Origin of the sequence: Microbacterium testaceum (assembly GCF_020781835.1) — a bacterium.
GTDB classification, from domain to species: Bacteria; Actinomycetota; Actinomycetes; order Actinomycetales; family Microbacteriaceae; genus Microbacterium; species Microbacterium testaceum_H.
Genome location: NZ_JAJGNJ010000005.1, coordinates 222,513 through 243,273 on the forward strand (window position 1 = coordinate 222,513; position 20,761 = coordinate 243,273).

Here is a 20,761-nt window from a genome sequence, read left to right on the forward strand (position 1 = left end):
GGAGGGTGCGGGAATACTCGGCTAGGCTGGAGAGAGTGCGCAACGAAGACCACTGCGTGCATCCACACGAATCTTCATCGAGGAAAGCAGGCGATCGACTGTGTCGAGCCAGGTGACGGGCGTCGGTACTTCGAGCGAGGGCGAGTTCGGCGCGAACGAGTGGCTCGTGGACGAGCTCTACGAACAGTTCAAAGTCGACAAGCACTCCGTGGACAAGGCCTGGTGGCCGATTCTGGAGGCGTACCATCCGGTCGTCGACGGATCCGCCGCCGCCGCGGCCCCGCCGTCCGAGCCGAAGCCCGTGACCGCGCCGATCCCGGTGGTCGGGCAGGCACCGGTCGCCCGCACGACCGCGAAGCCCGCCGCCCCGCAGCCCATCCCCGCGCAGGCTCCCAACGCCGTGCCCTCGGCCGGCTCGGAGAGCACCGAGGAGGATCGGGTCACCGTCCTCAAGGGCATGCCGAAGGCGCTCGCGAGCAACATGGACGACTCGCTCACGGTGCCCACCGCGACGAGCGTGCGGACGATCCCGGCCAAGCTGATGATCGACAACCGCATCGTCATCAACAACCACATGTCCCGCACCCGCGGCGGCAAGGTGAGCTTCACGCACCTCATCGGCTGGGCGCTGATCCAGGCGCTCAAGGAGTTCCCGAGCCAGAACGTCTACTACGCCGAGATCGACGGCAAGCCCTCGGTCGTCGCCCCCGCGCACGTCAACCTCGGCATCGCCATCGACATGCCCAAGCCCGACGGCACCCGCGCACTGCTCGTCCCCAGCATCAAGCGCGCCGACACGCTGTCGTTCGGCGAGTTCCTCGCCTCCTACGAAGACCTCGTCCGCCGCGCGCGCTCCAACAAGCTCACGCCCGCCGACTTCCAGGGCACCACGATCTCACTGACCAACCCCGGGGGCATCGGCACGGTGCACTCCGTCCCCCGCCTCATGCGCGGCCAGGGCGCGATCATCGGTGCCGGCGCGTTGGAGTACCCCGCCGAGTTCCAGGGCGCCAGCGAGAAGACGCTCAACGAACTGGCCATCGGCAAGACCATCACGCTCACCAGCACCTATGACCACCGCGTCATCCAGGGCGCCGGGTCGGGCGAGTTCCTCAAGAAGGTGCACGAGCTGCTGATCGGGCAGCGCGGCTTCTACGACGACATCTTCGCGGCGCTGCGCATCCCGTACGCCCCCATCCACTGGGCCGCCGACATCAGCGTCGACGTCTCCGAGCGGATCGACAAGAGCGCCCGGGTCCAGGAGCTCATCAACTCCTACCGCGTGCGTGGCCACCTGATGGCCGACATCGACCCGCTCGAGTACGTGCAGCGCACGCACCCCGACCTCGAGATCGAGTCGCACGGACTGACCTTCTGGGATCTGGACCGCGAGTTCGTCACCGGCGGCCTCGGGGCCAAGCGCGTGGCCAAGCTCCGCGACATCCTCGGCGTGCTGCGCGACTCCTACTGCCGCACCATGGGTGTGGAGTACATGCACATCCAGGACCCCGCGCAGCGCCAGTGGTTCCAGCGCAACATCGAGGTCAAGTACACCAAGCCCGGCCACGACGAGCAGCTGCGCATCCTGTCGAAGCTCAACCAGGCCGAGGCGTTCGAGACCTTCCTGCAGACGAAGTACGTCGGGCAGAAGCGCTTCAGCCTCGAGGGCGGCGAGTCGCTCATCCCGCTGCTGGACCAGATCCTCCAGGGCGCGGCGTCCGCGGGCCTGGACGGCGCTGCCATCGGCATGGCCCACCGCGGCCGGCTCAACGTGCTGACCAACATCGCCGGCAAGACGTACGGTCAGGTGTTCCGCGAGTTCGAGGGCGCCGTCGCCGTAGGCAGCAAGCGCGGGTCCGGCGACGTGAAGTACCACCTGGGCACCGAGGGCACCTTCGTCGGCGACTCCGGCGACGAACTGCCGGTGTACCTGGCCGCGAACCCGTCGCACCTCGAGACCGTCGACGGCGTGCTGGAGGGCATCGTCCGCGCCAAGCAGGACCGCAAGCCCATCGGCACCTTCTCGTGGCTGCCGATCCTCGTGCACGGCGACGCCGCGTTCGCCGGCCAGGGTGTGGTCGTCGAGACGCTGCAGATGTCGCAGCTGCGCGGCTACCGCACCGGCGGAACGATCCACGTGGTGGTCAACAACCAGGTCGGATTCACGACCACCCCCACCGACGCCCGCACCTCGGTGTACGCCACCGATGTGGCCAAGACGATCCAGGCCCCGATCCTGCACGTCAACGGTGACGATCCCGAGGCCGTCGTCCGCGCCGCCGATCTGGCGTTCCTCTACCGCGAGGAGTTCCACCGCGACATCGTGATCGACCTCGTGTGCTACCGCCGACGCGGGCACAACGAAGGCGACGACCCGTCGATGACCCAGCCGCTGATGACGAACCTCATCGAGGCCAAGCGCTCGGTGCGGCGTCTGTACACGGAGTCGCTGGTCGGTCGCGGCGACATCACCGAGGACGAGTACGAGCAGGCGAAGCAGGACTTCCAGAACCGTCTCGAGGTCGCCTTCGCCGACACGCACGCCGCAGAGACGGGCTCGACCCCGATCGTCTCGACCGATGCGGCCGATGACGCCGTGGTCGGAGCTCCCGAGACCACCGGCGTCTCCCGCGAGGTCGTCAACCACATCGGCGACGCGTTCGTGAACAAGCCCGACGGCTTCACGGTGCACAACAAGCTGCAGCAGCTGCTCGAGAAGCGCTTCGACATGAGCCGCAACGGCAACATCGACTGGGCTTTCGGTGAGCTCCTCGCGTTCGGCTCGGTGCTCATGGAGGGGACGCCCGTGCGCCTGGCCGGCCAGGACTCGCGCCGCGGCACCTTCGTGCAGCGCCACGCCGTGCTCCATGACCGCAACAACGGTCAGGAATGGCTGCCGCTGGCCAACCTCAGCGAGAACCAGGGCCGCTTCTGGGTCTACGACTCGCTGCTGAGCGAGTACGCCGCGATGGCCTTCGAGTACGGCTACTCGGTCGAACGCGCCGACGCCCTCGTGCTCTGGGAGGCCCAGTTCGGCGACTTCGCCAACGGCGCACAGTCGGTCGTCGACGAGTTCATCTCGTCGGCCGACCAGAAGTGGGCGCAGCAATCGAGCGTCGTGCTGCTCCTGCCCCACGGCTACGAGGGCCAGGGCCCGGACCACTCGTCCGCCCGCATCGAGCGTTACCTGCAGATGTGCGCGCAGGACAACATGATCGTGGCCCGCCCCTCCACTCCCGCGTCGTACTTCCACCTGCTGCGCCGACAGGCCTACCAGCGCCCGCGTCGGCCGCTCATCGTGTTCACGCCGAAGGCGATGCTGCGTCTGCGCGGCGCGACGAGCCCCGTCGAGGACTTCCTCGAGGGCCGCTTCGAACCGGTCCTCGACGACGACCGCGCCGTCGACCGCGGCGCCGTGAAGCGTGTGCTCCTGCACGCCGGCAAGATCCACTGGGACCTGCGGGCCGAGCTCGACAAGAACCCCAACCCCGAGATCGCGCTCGTGCGCCTCGAGCAGTACTACCCGGCTCCGCTCGCGGAGCTGGCGCGCGTGGTCGAGTCGTACCCGAACGCCGAGCTGGTGTGGGTCCAGGACGAGCCCGAGAACCAGGGCGCGTGGCCCTTCATCGCGCTCGAGGTCGCCGACAAGCTCGGCGGACGCGGCATCCGGGTCATCTCGCGGGCATCGGCCGCCTCGACGGCGACCGGTTCGCCCAAGGTGCACGCCAACGAGCACGCCGAGATCATGAAGGCGGCACTCGCCCGCTGATCCTCGGCACATCGCGACGGGGTCCGGTCATCGACCGGGCCCCGTCGCCGTCCCGGGCTCAGGATGCCGGTGGCGCGAGGCCCAGGACCGGCCCCAGCGCGTCGACTCCGAACGCCAGTCCGCCGTCGAGCGCCTCGCCGGTGTGCCCGGTTCCTTCGACGACGTGCGTCAGGGTCGTGAAACCGGCGGACTGGGCCGCCTGCGCGTTGGACTGCTGTCCGGGACCGTAGGTCGTATCGTCCCCGCCCCACGTGAAGACGGCGGTATGACCCGCGTAGGTGCCCGCGGGGGCGGCCGCCATCACCGCCGCGGGCTTGGTCGCGGCGAACGCCGTCGCGTCTCCGCCGAAGACCACCCGCACGGTCTCATCGACGTGTTCGGAGCCCGGGAACTCGTTGCCCGACACGTCCAGCAGCTGGCCCCACGTGTCGGGATGCTGGGCGCCGTACAGCGCCGCGCACGCGCCGCCGTTCGAGAAGCCGCCGATGGTCCAATACCGGTGATCCTGTACGACGTTGAGCTTCTGCGCCGCCCACTGCGGCACGAGCTGGTTGATGTACGTCGAGACGGCCCCGTACGCCGCCGAATCGACGCAGACGGGGTCCTTCTCGGGGGCGGAGAGCTGATCGACGACGACGGCGATCGGTGCGAGGCCGCGGTTCTTCGCGGCGAAGGCGTCGAGAGCCTTCGCCAGCGCCGTCGGGTCGGGAGACCCCGGCTGACCCATCATGAACACCAGGAGGGGCAGGGCGGGCGGGCTGGGGACGAGCGCCGCGGGCGGCAGGTAGAGCGACGCATCCCTCGCGGCGAACTGACCCGTCGGGATGCGCGTTCCGCCCGTGAGGGCGCTGACCGTGCCGTGCGCCGGCATCCCGGGCGGGGGCTCCCAGCGCTGGAACAGCGTGGCGGGGTCGCCGTCGACGACACCGTCCTGCGCGGGCAGGGTGGCGGGGTCGAGGGCCTGGACCCCGAGGATCGCCGCGAGGTTGTGCGTCACCCCGTACGACGCGTTGACGCCGAGCGCAGCGGCCAGGAGCGCGGCCAGAACGGTGACGGCGCCCATCGCCCGCCGCGCCCACGGACGCCGGCACATGCCCACGACGCCGACCGCGGCGACCGCGATCCCGCCCGCCGCCCAGAGGGCGGCGCCGACCGGGAGCGGCCCCTGGAAGGCGTCGATGTGCTCGAGCAGCCGGGCGATGACGTACATCGCCAGCCCGGCCGCCAGCGCGATCACGAGCGTGCGGAGGACCCGCCGCGGCCGCCACAGCACGACCCCCAGCGCCCCGAGGCCTGCCACGACGACGCAGACGGTCAGCAGCGGCGAGTCGATGAGCTCGAACGACAGCACGAAGCGGTTCACCGGCGACCCTCCCACGCGGTTCGGGCCAGCGCCACGATCTCGCGACGGGAGGCATCGGGCACGTAGGCGCGACCCACTGCGGCACCGATGGCGGGGAGGTGCAACGGATCGCGGTAGGCCAGCGTCAGCGCCCGGTAGCGTGGCCGGAACTTGCCCTTGAAACGGAACAGCGAGGCGAATCCGTAGGCCGGTTCGAGCACTTCGGCGAGCCACCGCAGCAGGGCCCGCAGCGGGGCGGGGTCACCGTCGATCGGGGCGTCGGGGGCTTCCGCGAGCGGGGCGCCGGAGAGGCTGAGCACGACCGCTCCCTCCGCCTGGAGCTGCAGGGCGGCCTTCGCGATGAGGAACTCCATCATGCCGTTGGGGCCGTCTGTCCGACGGCGCATGAAGTCGAGGGTCCAGCCGGTGACCGCGCCGTCGGTCCAGCTCGGCATCCAGCTCGTGACCGCTTCGATCCGCCCCTCCGGTCCGACGGCGAGGAGCAGACGCACATCGCGGTCGCGCAGCTCTTCCAGCGAGCCGAGCGTGAAGCCCATCTCGGGCAGAGCGCGGTCGGCCACCCACTCCTCGTCGATGGCGACGACCTGGGACGCCTGCGCCACGGTGAGCTCGTGCCAGCGCGTCCAGACGGCCGTGTACCCCTCGCGTTCGGCGCGGGTGAGCGGCTGCCGCACCTTCTGCCACGCCTTGCCGGCGAACGTCAGGCCGGGCAGGTCCATGACCGTCTCCACCCCCACGGGAACGTTGCGCCATCCGAGGGCCTCGAGGTCGGCCGCGGTGTCGTCGTGAACGCTGTAGAAGGCCGGCATCCAGCCGTGCTCGACGCAGAAGTCCGAGAAGGCGCGCAGCGTCTCGGGCCGGCGGCCCTCCGGCGCGAGCGGATCCGCGACGGCGAGGGCGACCTCGCCCACCAGGCGGTACGCGACCGCGCACGCGCGGTCGTCCGAGTACCAGTGGCGGTTGCCGGCCCACGTGCCCAGGAACCCGAGGGTGTCGCCGCCGCGGAGCAGCAGCTCTCGATAGAGGCGGGCATCTCCCGGGTCGGGGCGCTGTGTCCGGCGGAACATCCACAGGAGCGCGGCGATGGCGATCGCCCAGAACAGCACGCCCACCCACTGATAGGCGAAGAGCGCCGGACCGTGGTGCGGGAAGGTGGCGGCGCCGACGGGGTTGGTGTACGCCGGCGGCAGGAAGCGCCGCAGGGTCAGGAGTGCGAGATCGAGCACCGACGGGTCGCGATCGAACGACCGTCTCCCGAGAGCCTCGATCACGAAGAGCGTCGTCGCGCACGCGAGGAAGGCAGCACCGATCACCGCGGCGACCGTCCGGGCAGCACCGCGCGTCGCGCGGATCGGGAATCGGTCTCGGGCGAGGACCAGGACGATCGCGAGCGTCACCGGGATCACCACCGTCGCCACCGCCCACAGGATGTACTCGGCGCCGCTGCCGTCGACCCACGGGTCGATGCGCAGGCGGCCGTCCAGCAGCGAGACGACGGGGATGACCGCGGATGCCACGAGCGTGAGCACCGCGAGCACCAGCGCCGCACGGCGCCCGAGCCGCAGCCCCCACGCGGCGACGAGCATGAGGACGAGGGGTGTCACGGCCAGCAGCGCGGGACCCAACCCGCGCGTCATGAGCAGCGCCAGCTGCTCGTCGCACACGGAGGAGGAGACGCGGCCGCACCGCGCCAGCAGCTCGTCGTCGTACTGCGTGTAGGCGTCGACGACGAGGGACAGCGGTCCGCGCCCGCCGCCGCTGATGAGCGCGACGAGCGGCCCGCTGCCGACGACCGCGACCACGAGCGCGAGCAACGTGCGGGTCTCGCGGGTGGAGCTGCGGTGCCAGGCGCGCCGCTCCCGTCCGCGCGCGAGCATCTCCCCGACGACGAGGCCGATCACGGCGGCGCTCAGGCGGTACCAGGAGTCGGCGTCGCCGGCGTAGAGGGCGAACAGAGCCAGCGTCGCGAAGCCCACCAGCCGCACACGACGACGCCACAGCGTCGGCGCGAAGGCCGTCGCCGCCAGGACGACGCCGGCGATCGACGTCGTCGGGTCGAGGACGGGCACCTCCGCGGCCACCACCGGACGCAGGTCGGTCACGGCCCAGGCCGCGGCGTGCAGACCGATCCCGGTGAGCAGTCCGGCGAGGCCGAGAGCCCCCAGCAGCACCGCCGCACGCCGCGACCCCAGCAGACGCTCCGCGTAGGCGAGCACCGTGACACCCAGCGTCACCGAGACGACCGCATCGACCGGGGAGTCGGGGATCACGAGGGCGGTGACGAGCGTCCACCACCGCCCGGCGCCGAATGTCGCCAATGGCCCGGCACCCCACACCGAGGCGTCCTCTCCCCAGAGCGTGCCGGTGAGCGCGGCCGCCGAGACGACCGAGACGACGAACGCCATCGACACCGGATGCGTCATCGCGTAGCGGCCGGTCGCGCGGAGGAACGCACCCGCCCGCTCGCGCGTGCGCCGACCGCGCTGCGGGGCGGCGGAGGCGGCGGGCGCGTCGGACATCGGCGGGGATGCTACTCGGGAACCCTATGCGGCGGTATTCAGTACCAGATGTCCAGCAGCGGCGCGGCGGCGGGTGCGAACGCACCGTCGATCGCGGCGAGGTGCGTCTCCTCACCCTGCACGAGCCCGGCGACGGCGAGCTCGGTCGCCCGCACGCCGCCGAGGAGGAGCGAGGCCAAGGAGCCCACCGGCATCCGCACGTCGGGTTCGGCGTCGACGCGCTCCACGGCGGCCTCCCCTTCCGCGTCGATGCGGACCCGCCACGCCCCGTCGGCGAACCCGAGCGGGTCGTCCACCCCGAGCACGAGGTCGAGGGGACCGGCGTAGGCACGGGATGCCAGTGCCCCCGGCACATCGAGCACGCGCAGCCAGTGATGGTCGGTGAGGGTGGCCCGGACGGCCCGGCGGTCGGAGATCATCCACTGCACCGGCGGCACCGCGGGCTGCAGCTCGGCCGTGACCCGCCCGACCAGGTCGTGCTCGAGCGCGAAGCGCCACAGAGCGGCGAGCGCCTCGTCGCCGTCGGCGAACAGGACGCGCACCTGCAACTCGTGCGCGGTGTACTCCTCGCGCTCGGCGATCGTGTAGACCAGGATGCCGCGCTCCACCCCCTCACGGTCGCGATAGGCCACGGCGCGGACCTTCTTGGCATCGGGCGCGTCGGGCGTGAGGCCCGCGATGCCCCGCCAGCGGCCCTCCCATCCCGGCACGGCGCCGGGGCGGCGTACGCGCATGCGCTCGTGGACGGCGGCGAGGCGCTCGGGCAGGCTGTCGCGCGGGACGAAATCCAGACGCCCGGGAGCGGCCGGCCCGGTCCACTGCGCCCGGCGGGTGTCGACGGTGACGTGCGACGCCCATGCGGCGGGCGAGAAGCCCCAGCGCCCGTAGATGGTGGCCTCGGTGACGGTGAGCCCCGCCAGGGCGTAGCCCGCCGCGGCGGCGGTGCGGAGCTCACCGGTGAGCATCGCCGTGGCGATGCCGCGGCGCCGGTGCGTCGGTGCGACGGTCACGGCGCTGATCGACCAGAGCGGAAGCGTCCGTCCGGGTGAGACCGTCAGCTCGCTCGCCCACGAGTCGACCGTCGCCACGGGAGCCGTCGGAACCGCCCCCGCGCGATCGAACACCCCCGTCATCCGCCGGGATCGCAATGCCGTGCGCGCACTCTCCACCTCGTCCGCGGACGGCTCCTCACCGAGGAACCCGCGCGACACCGATCTCAGGAAGGGTTCGAAGCCCTCACCGTCGGGGTCGACGAGCGCGTACTCGAGTCCGGTGGCTGCCAGCGCCGCCGTCGAGTCGGGATCGAGCGGGAGATTCGAGGTCTGAGTGGTGCCCATGGCCCCAGCCTACGGAGGCTCGGGCCCCGCCGCCCGGGCGGCGTCAGTGGGTCGCCTGGATGGAGCGCAGTCGGGCGAGCACCTGATCGCGCAGTTCGTCCGGCGCCGTCTCCTTGCACGCGCGCGCGACGACCTCCGTCAGCGTGCGCGCCACGAGCGCTTCGTCCTGGCATCCCGGGCAGTTCTCGAGGTGCTCGCGGATGTCGCTCGCCTCGGTCTTGCACACCTCGTTGCGGAGGTACTCCTCGAGGTCGCGCCGTGCCTTGTCGCAGCCGCAGTCGCTCATTTCTTCACTCCCGTCGCGGCCTGGATGCCGCGCTCCTTCGCATAGTCCGACAGCAGGTCACGCAGCAGCCGCCGGCCGCGGTGCAGGCGGCTCATGACCGTGCCGATCGGGGTCTTCATGATGTCGGCGATCTCCTGGTAGGCGAAGCCCTCGACATCGGCGAGGTACACCGCCAACCGGAAATCCTCGGGGATCGACTGCAGCGCATCCTTCACGATGGATGCCGGCATGTGGTCGATCGCTTCGGCCTCGGCCGAACGGGCGCTGGTGGCCGTGGTGGACTCGGCACCGCCGAGCTGCCAGTCCTCGAGATCGTCGATGGCGCTCTGGTACGGCTCGCGCTGCTTCTTGCGATACGTGTTGATGTAGGTGTTCGTCAGGATGCGGTAGAGCCACGCCTTGAGGTTGGTGCCCTGCGTGAAGGTCGACCAGGAACCGAAGGCCTTGACGAAGGTCTCCTGCACGAGGTCGGCCGCATCGGCCGGATTGCGCGTCATACGCATCGCCGCCGCGTAGAGCTGATCCATGAAGGGCAGTGCCTGCTCTTCGAACTGCGCGCGAGGCTCCGTCGCATCTGCCGTGTCGTCCATCAGGCGCAAGTCTACGTCGGGCACCTGTTCGGCCCAGCGCAGAACCGGACGCTCGAGAAGTGCAGTCACGTGTCGTCCCCCTTTCAGTAGGGTAGGAACCGATGAGCGCCCACGGGTATTCCCCCCTCTCCCCGACCGCCGCACCGCGCGGCGAGTGGGTCGCGCCCGTCGCGGTCGGACCGGTGGATGCCACCGTCACGGTGCCCGGATCCAAGTCGCTCACCAACCGCGAGCTGGTGCTGGCCGCCCTGGCCGACGGACCGGGCGTGCTGCAGGCACCTCTGCATTCGGACGACTCGGCGCGCATGATCGAGTCGCTGCGGGCCCTCGGCGTCGGTATCGAGGAGCTCGACGAGGGATCGCCGTACGGGCCCGACCTGCGCGTCACCCCCGCTGCGGCGTTCACCGGCGGCACGACCGTCGACTGCGGTCAGGCCGGCACCGTCATGCGCTTCGTCACCCCCGTCGCCGGCCTCGCTCGGGGCGACGTCTACGTCACCGCGCACGAGAGCGCCCTGCACCGCCCGATGGGCGCGATGGTCTCGGCGCTGCGCGAGGTGGGCGTGGACATCGACGACAGCGGCAGCTGGACGCTGCCCTTCACCGTCCGCGGGCACGGGCACGTGCGCGGCGGTGAGGTCGAGATCGACGCGAGCCAGTCGAGCCAGTTCGTCTCGGGGCTGCTTCTCGCCGCCCCCCGCTTCGACGTCGGACTGCACCTGCGTCACGTGGGGACGCGACTGCCGAGCATCCCGCACATCGACATGACCGTCGAGGCCCTCGCGCGCCGTGGCGTCCACGTCGAGCGCCCCGCCGCGGGTGAGTGGATCGTCCCCGCCGGACCGATCCGCGCGAAGGACGTCGCCATCGAGCCCGACCTCTCCAACGCCGCCCCCTTCCTCGTGGCGGCGATGGTCACGGGCGGATCGGTGTCGGTCACGGGATGGCCCGCCCACAGCACCCAGCCGGGTGCGTTGCTCCCCGAGATCCTCGGCGAGATGGGCGCCCACGTGCATCGGCGCGGCGGCGCGCTCACCGTGACCGCCGGCGAGGCGATCCTCGGCGCCGAGCTGGATCTGTCGGCTGCGGGCGAGCTCGCTCCGACGATCTTCGGTCTCGCGGCCTTCGCCGACGGCCCCACGACACTGCACGGTATCGGGCACATCCGCGGGCACGAGACCGACCGTATCGCCGCGCTCGTGGGCAACCTCCGCGGTCTGGGCGGCGAGGCCCACGAGCTCGAGGACGGCATCCGCATCGTCCCGGCGCCGCTGCGCGGGGGCCAGTGGAAGGCGCACCACGATCACCGTATGGCCACCACCGGCGCGCTCATCGGGCTGCGCGTCCCCGGTGTCGTGATCGACGACATCGGCACGACGGCCAAGACCCTCCCGCAGTTCGCGGCCCTCTGGCAGACGATGCTGGGCACGGATGCCACGGGCTGACGCGTGAGCTGGCTCGACGACGCGGCCGACGACGACGACCTCGAGTTCGACGAGTCGTCGGTCCGGGTCCGCCCGAACCCGAAGGCCAACCGGCCACGCACCAAGCGTCGCCCCGCGCACGCCGACGCGCGCATCGCGCGGGTCCTGGGCGTGGACCGTGGCCGCTACACGGTCCTCGTCGACGAGGACGGCCCCGACGAGCGCCGAGTCCTCGCCACGCGTGCGCGGGAGCTGCGCAAACAGCCCATCGTCAACGGCGATCGGGCGCGGGTGGTCGGCGACCTGTCCGGCGCCGAGGGGACGCTGGGCCGCATCGTCGGCATCGAGGAGCGCACGTCGCTGCTGCGCCGGAGCGCCGATGACACCGACCAGGTCGAGCGCGTCATCGTGGCCAACGCCGACCAGATGCTCATCGTCGTGGCCGCGGCCGACCCCGAACCCCGCGAGCGGCTGGTCGACCGCTACCTCGTGGCGGCCCTCGATGCCGGCATCCGTCCCCTGCTCGTCGTCACCAAGACCGATCTCGCCGACCCGAGCGAGTTCCTCGCGCACTTCGACGGGGTCGACCTGCGGGTGTTCACCAGCGGCCAGGGCGACATGCCGCTCGAGCGGATCGGGGAGGCCCTGGCGGGGCACTCCACCGTGTTCGTCGGGCACTCCGGCGTCGGCAAGTCGACCCTCGTGAACGCCCTCACGGGCTCCGAGCGGGCGATCGGCCACGTCAACGAGGTGACGGGCCGCGGACGCCACACCTCGTCGTCGGCGGTCTCGCTCCGCTACCGCGGGCCCGCCGGGTCGGGCTGGGTCATCGACACCCCCGGCGTCCGATCCTTCGGGCTGGGGCACGTCGACCCCGCCAACGTGCTCGCCGCTTTCACCGACCTCGCCGAGATCGCCCAGGAGTGCCCGCGCGGCTGTACGCATCTGCCCGACGCCCCGGACTGCGCGATCATCGAGGCGGTGGCATCCGGTCGCCTCGGTCCGGGCGGAGCGGCGCGACTGGATTCGCTGCAGAGGCTTCTCACGACGTTCCAGTCGATCGAGCGTTCTAGGCTGGAGGGGTGACGACCCTCGAAGCCGGCCAGGCCGCCCCCGATTTCACCCTGCTCGACCAGGACGAGCACCCCGTCTCGCTCGGCGACTTCCGCGGTCGCCGCGTGATCTTGTACTTCTACCCCGCTGCGCAGACGCCGGGCTGCACGACGCAGGCGTGCGACTTCCGTGACAGCCTCGCCTCTCTGCAGGGCGCGGGCTACACCGTTCTCGGCGTCTCCCGCGACACCCCCGAGAAGCTGCGCGCCTTCCGCGACAGCGACGGCCTGACCTTCCCGCTGCTGAGCGACCCCGATCACGCCGTGCACGAGGCCTACGGCGCGTGGGGCGAGAAGCAGAACTACGGCAAGACCGTCACCGGCGTCCTGCGCTCGACCTTCGTGATCGACGAAGAGGGCCGCATCGTCGAAGCGCAGTACAACGTCAAGGCCACCGGCCACGTCGCCCGCCTGCGCAAGACGCTGGGTCTCGCCGCGGCCTGACACGGTCTCGTCACCCCGCAGCCGTGCGGTTCGGGGCGTGGGATGCCCGGCCCGGACGGGAGATCACGCCCCGCACCCGCAACCGACGCGGGGAACGGATGCCGGAACCCGGCGTCTCGCGCGCGTGATTCCGCGGATCAGACGTCGTCGCGGCGGCGGGGTGCGGCCGCCCGCACGGCGAGTGCCAGCAGGACGAGGCCGACGACCGCCGGCGCCGCGATCAGGAGCGCTGTGGTCGGGGCAGCCCACTCCCCCGTGACCGCACCGATCGCGACCGACAGGATCAGCAACTGGGTGACGATGCCGCCCGAGCGGCCTGCGGAGACGTCGCGCGCGGTGGCCACGGCGAAGGCGCCGATGGCCGCGGCACCGATGACGGTGAGCACGATGAGCGCGATCGAACTGACGACGGAGTCGGTGTCGCCGCCCACGAGCGCGACCACCTGCCACCCGGCGAGCGCCAGAACGCCGATCGCCTCGAGCCCGAGGACGAGCGCGGCCAGAAGACGAACCGGCATGAACCGCGATCCTTCCCGACAAGTGTTTCCCCGGCGTTGCATCCTGGAAACCTGCCGGTTACCTCTTGATCGGCCGGAAGCGCTGTGGGAGCATGGAAAAAGCCGTGTGCTCCCACAGCGACGTGGGGCGAGCGATCGCTCGCGTATCCCACCAGGGTACCGGACCCGAACCCCGGTGCCCGCCAACGAATATCTTTCTGCAACAAGGAGCACCCCTATGGATTGGCGCGACAAAGCAGCCTGCCTGACCGTCGACCCCGAACTGTTCTTCCCCGTGGGCAACACCGGCCCGGCGGTCGACCAGATCGAGAAGGCGAAGTCGGTCTGCGCGCGTTGCACCGTCACCGAGGTCTGCCTGCAGTACGCCCTCGAGTCCGGCCAGGACTCGGGTGTCTGGGGCGGTCTGTCCGAGGACGAGCGTCGCGCCCTCAAGCGTCGCGCCGCACGCGCCCGCCGCGCGTCCTGACGCCGCAGCGACGTCGAGAAGCCCACCCCTCCGGGGGTGGGTTTCGTCGTTTCCGGGCAGGACACCGCGCCGCGCTCGGTCGGCGATCCGTGCACCCTCAGCGCGGCAGCCCTCGGCCCGACTGAGGGTACGCGAGTCACGGACGATACGCCGGAGCCGACGCCCGCGCCGAGCACCCGGCCGCGCCGCACACACTCAGCGATCCGCGCAAACTCCGCACCGCCGCCCCGGACCCACGGAGCGCCAGCGGATCGCTGAGGATACGCCGCGGAGGGCGTCAGGCGGTGACGCGGTCGATGTAGCGCAGCGGGATCTCGATCGTCACCTCGGTGCCGTTGCCCATCAGCGTGTGCCAGTCGATCGTTCCCCCCAGCTCTCCCTGGATGAGGGTGCGCACGATCTGCGTGCCGAGCCCGCGGCCGACCTGCCCCTCGGGCAGGCCCACGCCGGTGTCGCGCACGCGCACCTCCAGCGTCTCGTCGCTGCGCTCGGCAGAGATCTCGACGTCGCCCTCCTGCCCGGCGAGGCCATGTTCGACGGCGTTGGTGACAAGCTCGGTGAGAGCGAGCGCGAGCGGCGTGGCGTACTCGCTGGGAAGCGTTCCGAAGCGGCCGGTGGTGCGCGTACGGGCGCGGGTATTGGGCGCGGCGGCGACCTCGGCGACGAGCTTGAGCACGAGGGCGAACACGTCGTCGAAGTCGACGTTCTGCGCGAGCCCCTCGGACAGGGTGTCGTGGACCACCGCGATCGCCGACACGCGCCGCATGGCCTGGGTCAAGGCATCCCGCGCCTCGTCGGAGTGCGTGCGTCGCGCCTGGATCCGGAGCAGGGATGCCACGGTCTGCAGGTTGTTCTTGACGCGGTGGTGGATCTCGCGGATCGTCGCGTCCTTGGTGATGAGCTCCTGCTCCTGGTGGCGGATCTCGGTCACGTCGCGGCTCAGGACGATCGCGCCGATGCGCGTGCCGCGGTCGCGCAGCGGAATCGTCCGCAGCGACACCTGCACGCCCCGGGCCTCGATGTCGGCGCGCCACGGCGCGCGCCCGGTGACGACGATCGGCAGCGACTCGTCGACGTCCAGCCGCTTGGCGGGGAGGATCCGCTCGGTCACCTCGGCGAGGGACTCCCCCTCGAGCTCGTCGTCGAAACCCATCCGGTTGAACGCCGAGAGCGCGTTGGGGCTCGCGAACGTCGTGATGCCGTCGACGTCGAGGCGGATGAGACCGTCCGAGGCGCGCGGGGCGCCGCGACGAGGAGACGTCGGGGCCTTGAGGTCGGGGAACTCCCCCGAGGCGATCATGCCGAACAGGTCGTCGGCGCAGTCGTTGAAGGTGATCTGCTGACGCGAGGGCGTGCGCGTCTCCCCGAGGTTGGTGTGGCGGGTGAGGACACCGACCGTCGTCACCGCGTGCCCCTCGCGCGAGAGTTCGCGCACGATCGGCACCGCGCGCACGCGCGTCGGCGTCTCCTCGAACCAGTCGGGGGACGCCGAGTCGACGATCCTCCCGCTCTGGAAGGCCTCGCGCACCTGCGTCCGCCACTGCGGCCGCACGCGGTCGCCGACGATGTCGCGGTAGAACAGTGTCGCCGCGCCGCCGGGCCGGGTGTGGGCCACGGCGACGAAGGAGTCGTCGGGGGTCGGCACCCAGATGACGATGTCGGCGAAAGCGAGGTCGGCCAGCAGCTGACCGTCGCCGGCGAGCCGATGCAACCACTCGATGTCGGCCTCGCTGGAGCGGCCCTGGGCGTAGACGAGTTCGCTGAGTGTCGACACCCTCTCACCCTAAGCCGCGAAGACCGCCGCGCCGGGACGACGCCGAACACGGGGATGCCGCCAGGCCCGGGAATCCGCGGGGGCGGTCGTCGGCCGCGGGTGGGTGGGTGAAGAGCGCGGGTGAAACGCCCGTCCCGGCAACTCGGGGGACATGATGATCGCGTGCCGGAGGCACCCTCACCTCCAGACCGGTTCGTGGACCCGGAATCCTTGCCCGGATGGGGGAGGTCGATGTCGCGGCGGTGCTCGCGCTCGTCGCCGAGGGAGTCGTGCGCGGCGTGCGGACCGGCAGCGGCGGAGGTGGCGCATCGAGGTCGCCAGCATCGAGGCGTACCTCGACGATCAGGCCGAGAACGCGCGACCGAGCGCGCTGTGGGAGCCGTCGCCGGGCGCCGGCTTCCCCGAGCCGTAGGCCGGGGCGACGTGCACCACCCCGCCCGATCCCCCGCGGTGTTCACCCGCGGCGCCTCCCTGAGGCACGCTCAGCCGCGCCTCGCCTCCCTCACTCGGGTCGTCCTACGGTCGTGCCACTGTTCCACCGGCACCCCTCACGGAAGTCCCCCATGCCCGTTCCCCTCCCGTACGGCTCGCAGCATGCCTCAGCGGCGGCCCGATCCGACGCCTTCTTCGCTCCGCAACGCACCTCGTCCGACCGCCTCCCCTCCGCCGAGGTGTTCACCCGCAACGTCGTGCGGGGCGTCCTCGAGGTGTTCGCCGGCGTACGGGAGGCCGAGCAACTGGCGCGCTGGACCACCGAGGAGGTCTACCGAGCCGTCGTCGTGCGGGCCGGCCTGGCAGCGCGGGCCCGCAGCGCCCGTCGGATGCCGGCACCCCGAGACGTGCACGAGATCCGATCCGTCCACCTCTTCTCCCCCGCGGACGGCGTCGTCGAAGCCACGGTCATCGCCTCGGCGCGCACCCGCACGCGGGCGATCGCCCTCCGGATCGAAGGTCTCGACGGCCGCTGGCGCGTGACCGCGCTCGCGCTGCTATGACGGGCTGTCAGGGCCGCCAGGACGCGAGGAAGTTGCCGAGGCGCTCGATGGCATCCGAGATCACGCGGGCCTCGGGGAGCGTGACGATCCGCACGTGGTCGGTCGTGGGCCAGTTGAAGCCCGATCCCTGCACGATGAGCACGTGCTCGGCCACGAGGAAGTCGCGCACGAACTGGGCGTCGTCCGGGATCTCGTACACCTCCGGGTCGAAGCGCGGGAACGCGTACAGCGCGCCGCGCGGCAGCACGCACGAGACGCCCGGGATCGCCTCGAGCCCCTTCCATGCGGCATCCCGCTGTTCGTGCAGACGTCCCGTCGGGGCCACGAGCGCATCGATCGACTGCACGCCCGACAGCGCCGCCTGCACCGCGAACTGGGCGGGGACGTTCGGGCACAGGCGCGTGGATGCCAGCAGGTTGATGCCCTGCAGGAAACCGGCGGCGTGCTCCTTCGGCCCCGTGATCACGAGCCAGCCCGACCGGTAACCGGCCACCCGGTACGTCTTGGACAGGCCGTTGAAGGTCAGCACGAGCAGGTCGGGGGCGACGGTGGCCATCGGGATGTGGACAGCGTCGTCGAAAACGATGCGGTCGTAGATCTCGTCGGCGAGGACGAGCAGCGAATGCTCGCGGGCGATCGCCGCGATCCCCTCGAGCACCTCACGCGAGTACACCGCTCCCGTGGGGTTGTTGGGGTTGATCACCACGATGGCCTTCGTGCGCGGCGTGATCTTCGAGCGGATGTCCTCGAGGTCGGGCTGCCACTCGCGCGACTCGTCGCACAGGTAGTGCACGGGCGTCCCGCCGCCCAGGCTCGTCATCGCCGTCCACAACGGATAGTCCGGCGCGGGGATCAGCACCTCGTCGCCCTCGTCGAGCAGGGCCTGCATCGTCATCGTGATCAGCTCGGAGACACCGTTGCCCAGGTACACGTGATCGGGGTCGACGTGCGGGAACCCGGGTTCCTCCTCGTAACGCGAGACCACCGCACGGCGGGCCGACAGGATGCCGCGGCTGTCGCTGTAGCCGTGCGCGTGGGGCACGGAGGCCATCATGTCGCGCACGATCTGATGCGGCGCCTCGAAACCGAAGATCGCCGGGTTGCCCGTGTTGAGCTTGAGGATCGAATGCCCCTCGGCCTCGAGTCGATCGGCCTCGACGAGGGCCTCCCCGCGGATCTCGTAGAGGACGTCCTTCAACTTCGACGACTGATCGAGGGGGCGCAACGGGCTCATCGCCTCAGGATATCCCCGGGCCGAACCGGCCAATCGACCACGCGTGGCCCTCCCCGAACCGACGGATGCCGTGCCCCCGCGAGTCGGCGGGGGGCACGGCATCCGGGGGTGGACGTTACTTCTTCTTGCCGGCGGCGCGGCGGTCCGCGCGATTGTTCGCAACCGGCTCAGGGGCTCCGGTGCGCTGCCCGAAGGCGCCGCGGGGGCCCGTGGGCGCGGCCTCGGCCGTCGGAGCGGCGGTCTGCCCGGCCTGGCGCAGACGGTTGGTCGCCGCCTGCTGCACCTGACCGCGGTCGTTGCGCACCTCGACCTCGCCGGCGTCGTTCGCGGCGGAGTACTCCAGACGCTGGCCTTCGACGGCCGCGGGTGCGAGACCCTTCGCTTCGACATGGGCGCCCTCTTCGCCATCGCCCTTACGGACCTCGACCTCGAGGTTGTAGAGGAACCCGGCCGACTCCTCCTTGATCTGCCCCATCATCGACTGGAACATCTGGTAGCCCTCGCGCTGGTACTCGATGAGCGGGTCGCGCTGGGCCATGGCGCGCAGGCCGATGCCGTCCTTGAGGTAGTCCATCTCGTAGAGGTGCTCGCGCCACCGGCGGTCGAGCACCTGCAGCACGACGCGACGCTCGAGTTCACGCAGGGCCGGAGCGCCGAGCGTCTGCTCGCGGTTCTCGTACGCGATGCGGGCGTCGGAGATGATCTCGCGCTTGAGGCCCTCGGGCGTGATGCGACCCTTGTTGCCGCCGGCCTCGGCCACGACCTCGTCGATCGTGACGCTCACCGGGTAGAGGGTCTTCAGCTCGGTCCACAGCGCGTCGAAGTCCCACGACTCGGTGTGGCCGCTGGAGGTGTGGTCGTCGATGATCGCGGTGATGGCATCCTCGATGAAGTGCTGTACGCGATCGGCGATGTCGTCGCCCTGCAGCATGTGTCGACGGTCGGCGTAGATGGCCTCGCGCTGGCGGTTGAGGACGTCGTCGTACTTGAGCACGTTCTTGCGCATCTCGGCGTTGCGCGCCTCGACCTGCGACTGAGCGCTCTTGATCGCGCGCGAGACGAGACCGGACTCGATCGCGACGTCGTCCGGGAAGTTGGTGCGGGCGAGGATCGCCTCGGCGGCCCCCGACTGGAACAGACGCATGAGGTCGTCGGTGAGCGACAGGTAGAAACGGCTCTCGCCGGGGTCGCCCTGGCGGCCCGAACGTCCGCGCAGCTGGTTGTCGATGCGACGCGACTCGTGCCGCTCGGTGCCCAGCACGTACAGGCCGCCCGCCTCGGTGACCTTCGCGGCCTCTTCGGCGACCGTGTCGCGCACCGCCTGGTAGACCGAATCCCACTCGGCCTCGTACGCCTCGGGCGTCTCGACCGGGTCGAGGCCCTTGGCCTTCATCTCCGACACCGCGAGGAACTCGGCGTTGCCGCCGAGCATGATGTCGGTACCGCGACCGGCCATGTTGGTGGCGACGGTGACGGCGCCGAGGCGACCGGCTCGCGCGACGATCTCGGCCTCGCGCGCGTGGTTCTTGGCGTTGAGCACCTCGTGGCGGATGCCCTTCTTGGACAGCAGCCGCGAGAGGTACTCGCTCTTCTCGACGCTCGTCGTGCCGACCAGAACCGGCTGGCCCTTCTCGTGACGCTCGGCGATGTCCTCGACGACCTGCGCGAACTTCGCCGTCTCGTTCTTGTAGACGAGGTCGGGCTGGTCCTTGCGGATCATCGGCTTGTTGGTGGGGATGGGCACCACGCCGAGCTTGTAGGTCGACATGAACTCCGCCGCCTCGGTCTCGGCGGTACCGGTCATGCCCGAGAGCTTCTCGTACAGGCGGAAGTAGTTCTGCAGCGTGACGGTGGCGAGGGTCTGGTTCTCGGCCTTGACCGGCACACCCTCCTTGGCCTCGATGGCCTGGTGGATGCCCTCGTTGTACCGGCGCCCGACGAGGATGCGGCCGGTGTGCTCGTCGACGATCATGACCTCGTCGTTCATCACGACGTAGTCGGTGTCGCGCTTGAACAGGGCGATGGCCTTGATCGAGTTGTTGAGGAACGAGATGAGCGGGGTGTTGGCCGACTCGTAGAGGTTGTCGATGCCGAGGTAGTCCTCGACCTTCTCGATGCCGGGCTCGAGCACGCCGATCGTGCGCTTCTTCTCGTCGACCTCGTAGTCGACGCCGGCCTCGAGGGTGCGCGCGAGCTTGGCGAACTCCGTGAACCACCGATTGGCCTCGCCCGAGGCGGGTCCCGAGATGATGAGGGGGGTGCGCGCCTCGTCGATGAGGATCGAGTCGACCTCGTCGACGATGGCGAAGAAGTGACCGCGCTGGACGAGGTCCTCCTTGCGCCAGGCCATGTTGTCGCGCAGGTAGTCGAAGCCGAATTCGTTGTTGGTGCCGTAGCTGATGTCGGCCTCGTACTGCTCACGGCGCACGTCGGGCGTCTGGCCGGACACGATCGTGCCGGTCGTCATGCCGAGGGCCCGGTAGACACGGCCCATGAGCTCGGACTGGTAGCTCGCGAGGAAGTCGTTGACGGTGATGACGTGGACGCCCTTGCCCGCGATCGCGTTGAGGTAGGCCGGAAGAGCCGCCGTCAGGGTCTTGCCCTCACCGGTCTTCATCTCCGCGATGTTGCCGAGGTGCAGGGCGGCACCGCCCATGATCTGCACATCGTAGGGACGCTGTCCGAGCGTGCGCTTGGCCGCCTCCCGGACGGCGGCGAACGCCTCGGGCATGAGCTGGTCCAGCGTCTCGCCGGCCTCGTATCGGGCGCGCAGCTCGACGGTCTCGTTGCGGAGCTCCTCGTCGGTGAGCTGCTCGTAGTCCTCCTCGAGGGCACCGGTCGCCTTCACGACGCCCTGCAGTCGGCGAAGGACGCGCCCCTCTCCGGCGCGCAGCAGTTTCTCGAGCGGATTGGCCACGAAGCATCTCCAT

The 20,761-nt window shown here is 70.7% G+C and carries 15 protein-coding genes; 6 read left to right on the forward strand and 9 right to left on the reverse strand.

Going from position 1 to position 20,761, the window contains the following annotated elements; genetic code table 11:
- Positions 1 to 100 precede the first annotated feature (100 nt).
- Positions 101 to 3,769, forward strand: a complete 3,669-nt coding sequence (locus tag LL239_RS09610; RefSeq protein ID WP_228163212.1) for a multifunctional oxoglutarate decarboxylase/oxoglutarate dehydrogenase thiamine pyrophosphate-binding subunit/dihydrolipoyllysine-residue succinyltransferase subunit — start codon at positions 101 to 103, stop codon at positions 3,767 to 3,769.
- A 58-nt stretch (positions 3,770 to 3,827) separates the two neighbouring features.
- Here the strand turns inward: LL239_RS09610 and LL239_RS09615 are convergent, their stop codons facing one another.
- Genes LL239_RS09615 through LL239_RS09635 form a run of 5 tightly spaced genes read right to left on the reverse strand, consistent with a single transcriptional unit; the run spans position 3,828 to position 9,864 of the window.
- Positions 3,828 to 5,132 carry an alpha/beta hydrolase gene (locus tag LL239_RS09615; protein ID WP_228163213.1) on the reverse strand — a complete coding sequence of 435 codons (1,305 nt, stop codon included), beginning with the start codon at positions 5,130 to 5,132 and terminating at the stop codon, positions 3,828 to 3,830.
- Positions 5,129 to 7,651, reverse strand: a complete 2,523-nt coding sequence (locus LL239_RS09620; protein WP_228163214.1) for a bifunctional lysylphosphatidylglycerol flippase/synthetase MprF — start codon at positions 7,649 to 7,651, stop codon at positions 5,129 to 5,131. Before LL239_RS09620 ends, LL239_RS09615 begins: the two co-directional genes overlap by 4 nt.
- 38 nt (positions 7,652 to 7,689) lie before the next feature.
- Positions 7,690 to 8,988 (reverse strand): GNAT family N-acetyltransferase, encoded by a 1,299-nt coding sequence (locus tag LL239_RS09625; protein WP_228163215.1) that lies wholly within the window; start codon positions 8,986 to 8,988, stop codon positions 7,690 to 7,692.
- Positions 8,989 to 9,031: 43 nt separating this feature from the next.
- Positions 9,032 to 9,274 carry a zf-HC2 domain-containing protein gene (locus LL239_RS09630; protein ID WP_228163216.1) on the reverse strand — a complete coding sequence of 81 codons (243 nt, stop codon included), beginning with the start codon at positions 9,272 to 9,274 and terminating at the stop codon, positions 9,032 to 9,034.
- Positions 9,271 to 9,864 carry a sigma-70 family RNA polymerase sigma factor gene (locus LL239_RS09635; protein WP_228163217.1) on the reverse strand — a complete coding sequence of 198 codons (594 nt, stop codon included), beginning with the start codon at positions 9,862 to 9,864 and terminating at the stop codon, positions 9,271 to 9,273. The genes LL239_RS09630 and LL239_RS09635 overlap by 4 nt, the downstream gene beginning before the upstream one ends.
- Before the next feature lie 101 nt (positions 9,865 to 9,965).
- On the opposite strand from LL239_RS09635, the gene aroA reads away from it, so the two are divergent.
- From aroA to bcp, 3 genes are read left to right on the forward strand one after another with little or no spacing between them, the layout of a single operon-like run.
- Positions 9,966 to 11,309, forward strand: coding sequence for a 3-phosphoshikimate 1-carboxyvinyltransferase (aroA, locus tag LL239_RS09640; RefSeq protein ID WP_228163218.1), 1,344 nt, complete (start codon positions 9,966 to 9,968; stop codon positions 11,307 to 11,309).
- A 3-nt stretch (positions 11,310 to 11,312) separates the two neighbouring features.
- The gene (rsgA, locus tag LL239_RS09645; protein WP_228163219.1) at positions 11,313 to 12,374 is read left to right on the forward strand and encodes a ribosome small subunit-dependent GTPase A; all 1,062 of its coding nucleotides are present in this window, start codon (positions 11,313 to 11,315) and stop codon (positions 12,372 to 12,374) included.
- The gene (bcp, locus tag LL239_RS09650) at positions 12,371 to 12,844 is read left to right on the forward strand and encodes a thioredoxin-dependent thiol peroxidase (RefSeq protein WP_228163220.1); all 474 of its coding nucleotides are present in this window, start codon (positions 12,371 to 12,373) and stop codon (positions 12,842 to 12,844) included. Before rsgA ends, bcp begins: the two co-directional genes overlap by 4 nt.
- A 137-nt stretch (positions 12,845 to 12,981) precedes the next feature.
- Here bcp and LL239_RS09655 read toward each other — a convergent pair whose 3' ends face one another.
- A complete protein-coding gene (locus LL239_RS09655; protein WP_228163221.1) occupies positions 12,982 to 13,362 on the reverse strand; it encodes a histidine kinase in 381 nt (126 codons plus the stop codon).
- Positions 13,363 to 13,579: 217 nt separating this feature from the next.
- On the opposite strand from LL239_RS09655, the gene LL239_RS09660 reads away from it, so the two are divergent.
- Positions 13,580 to 13,828 (forward strand): WhiB family transcriptional regulator, encoded by a 249-nt coding sequence (locus tag LL239_RS09660; protein ID WP_013583608.1) that lies wholly within the window; start codon positions 13,580 to 13,582, stop codon positions 13,826 to 13,828.
- 277 nt (positions 13,829 to 14,105) lie between these two features.
- Here LL239_RS09660 and LL239_RS09665 read toward each other — a convergent pair whose 3' ends face one another.
- Positions 14,106 to 15,602 (reverse strand): sensor histidine kinase, encoded by a 1,497-nt coding sequence (locus LL239_RS09665; protein ID WP_228163222.1) that lies wholly within the window; start codon positions 15,600 to 15,602, stop codon positions 14,106 to 14,108.
- A gap of 563 nt (positions 15,603 to 16,165) precedes the next feature.
- Here LL239_RS09665 and LL239_RS09670 point away from each other — a divergent pair.
- Complete coding sequence (locus tag LL239_RS09670) at positions 16,166 to 16,597, forward strand: Rv3235 family protein (RefSeq protein WP_228163223.1); 432 nt, start codon at positions 16,166 to 16,168, stop codon at positions 16,595 to 16,597.
- Between the two features lie 7 nt (positions 16,598 to 16,604).
- Here the strand turns inward: LL239_RS09670 and LL239_RS09675 are convergent, their stop codons facing one another.
- Positions 16,605 to 17,831: a pyridoxal phosphate-dependent aminotransferase gene (locus LL239_RS09675; protein ID WP_308218574.1), complete on the reverse strand. Its 1,227-nt coding sequence runs from the start codon at positions 17,829 to 17,831 to the stop codon at positions 16,605 to 16,607.
- A gap of 115 nt (positions 17,832 to 17,946) precedes the next feature.
- Positions 17,947 to 20,748 carry a preprotein translocase subunit SecA gene (gene secA / locus LL239_RS09680; protein WP_228163224.1) on the reverse strand — a complete coding sequence of 934 codons (2,802 nt, stop codon included), beginning with the start codon at positions 20,746 to 20,748 and terminating at the stop codon, positions 17,947 to 17,949.
- Positions 20,749 to 20,761 lie beyond the last annotated feature (13 nt).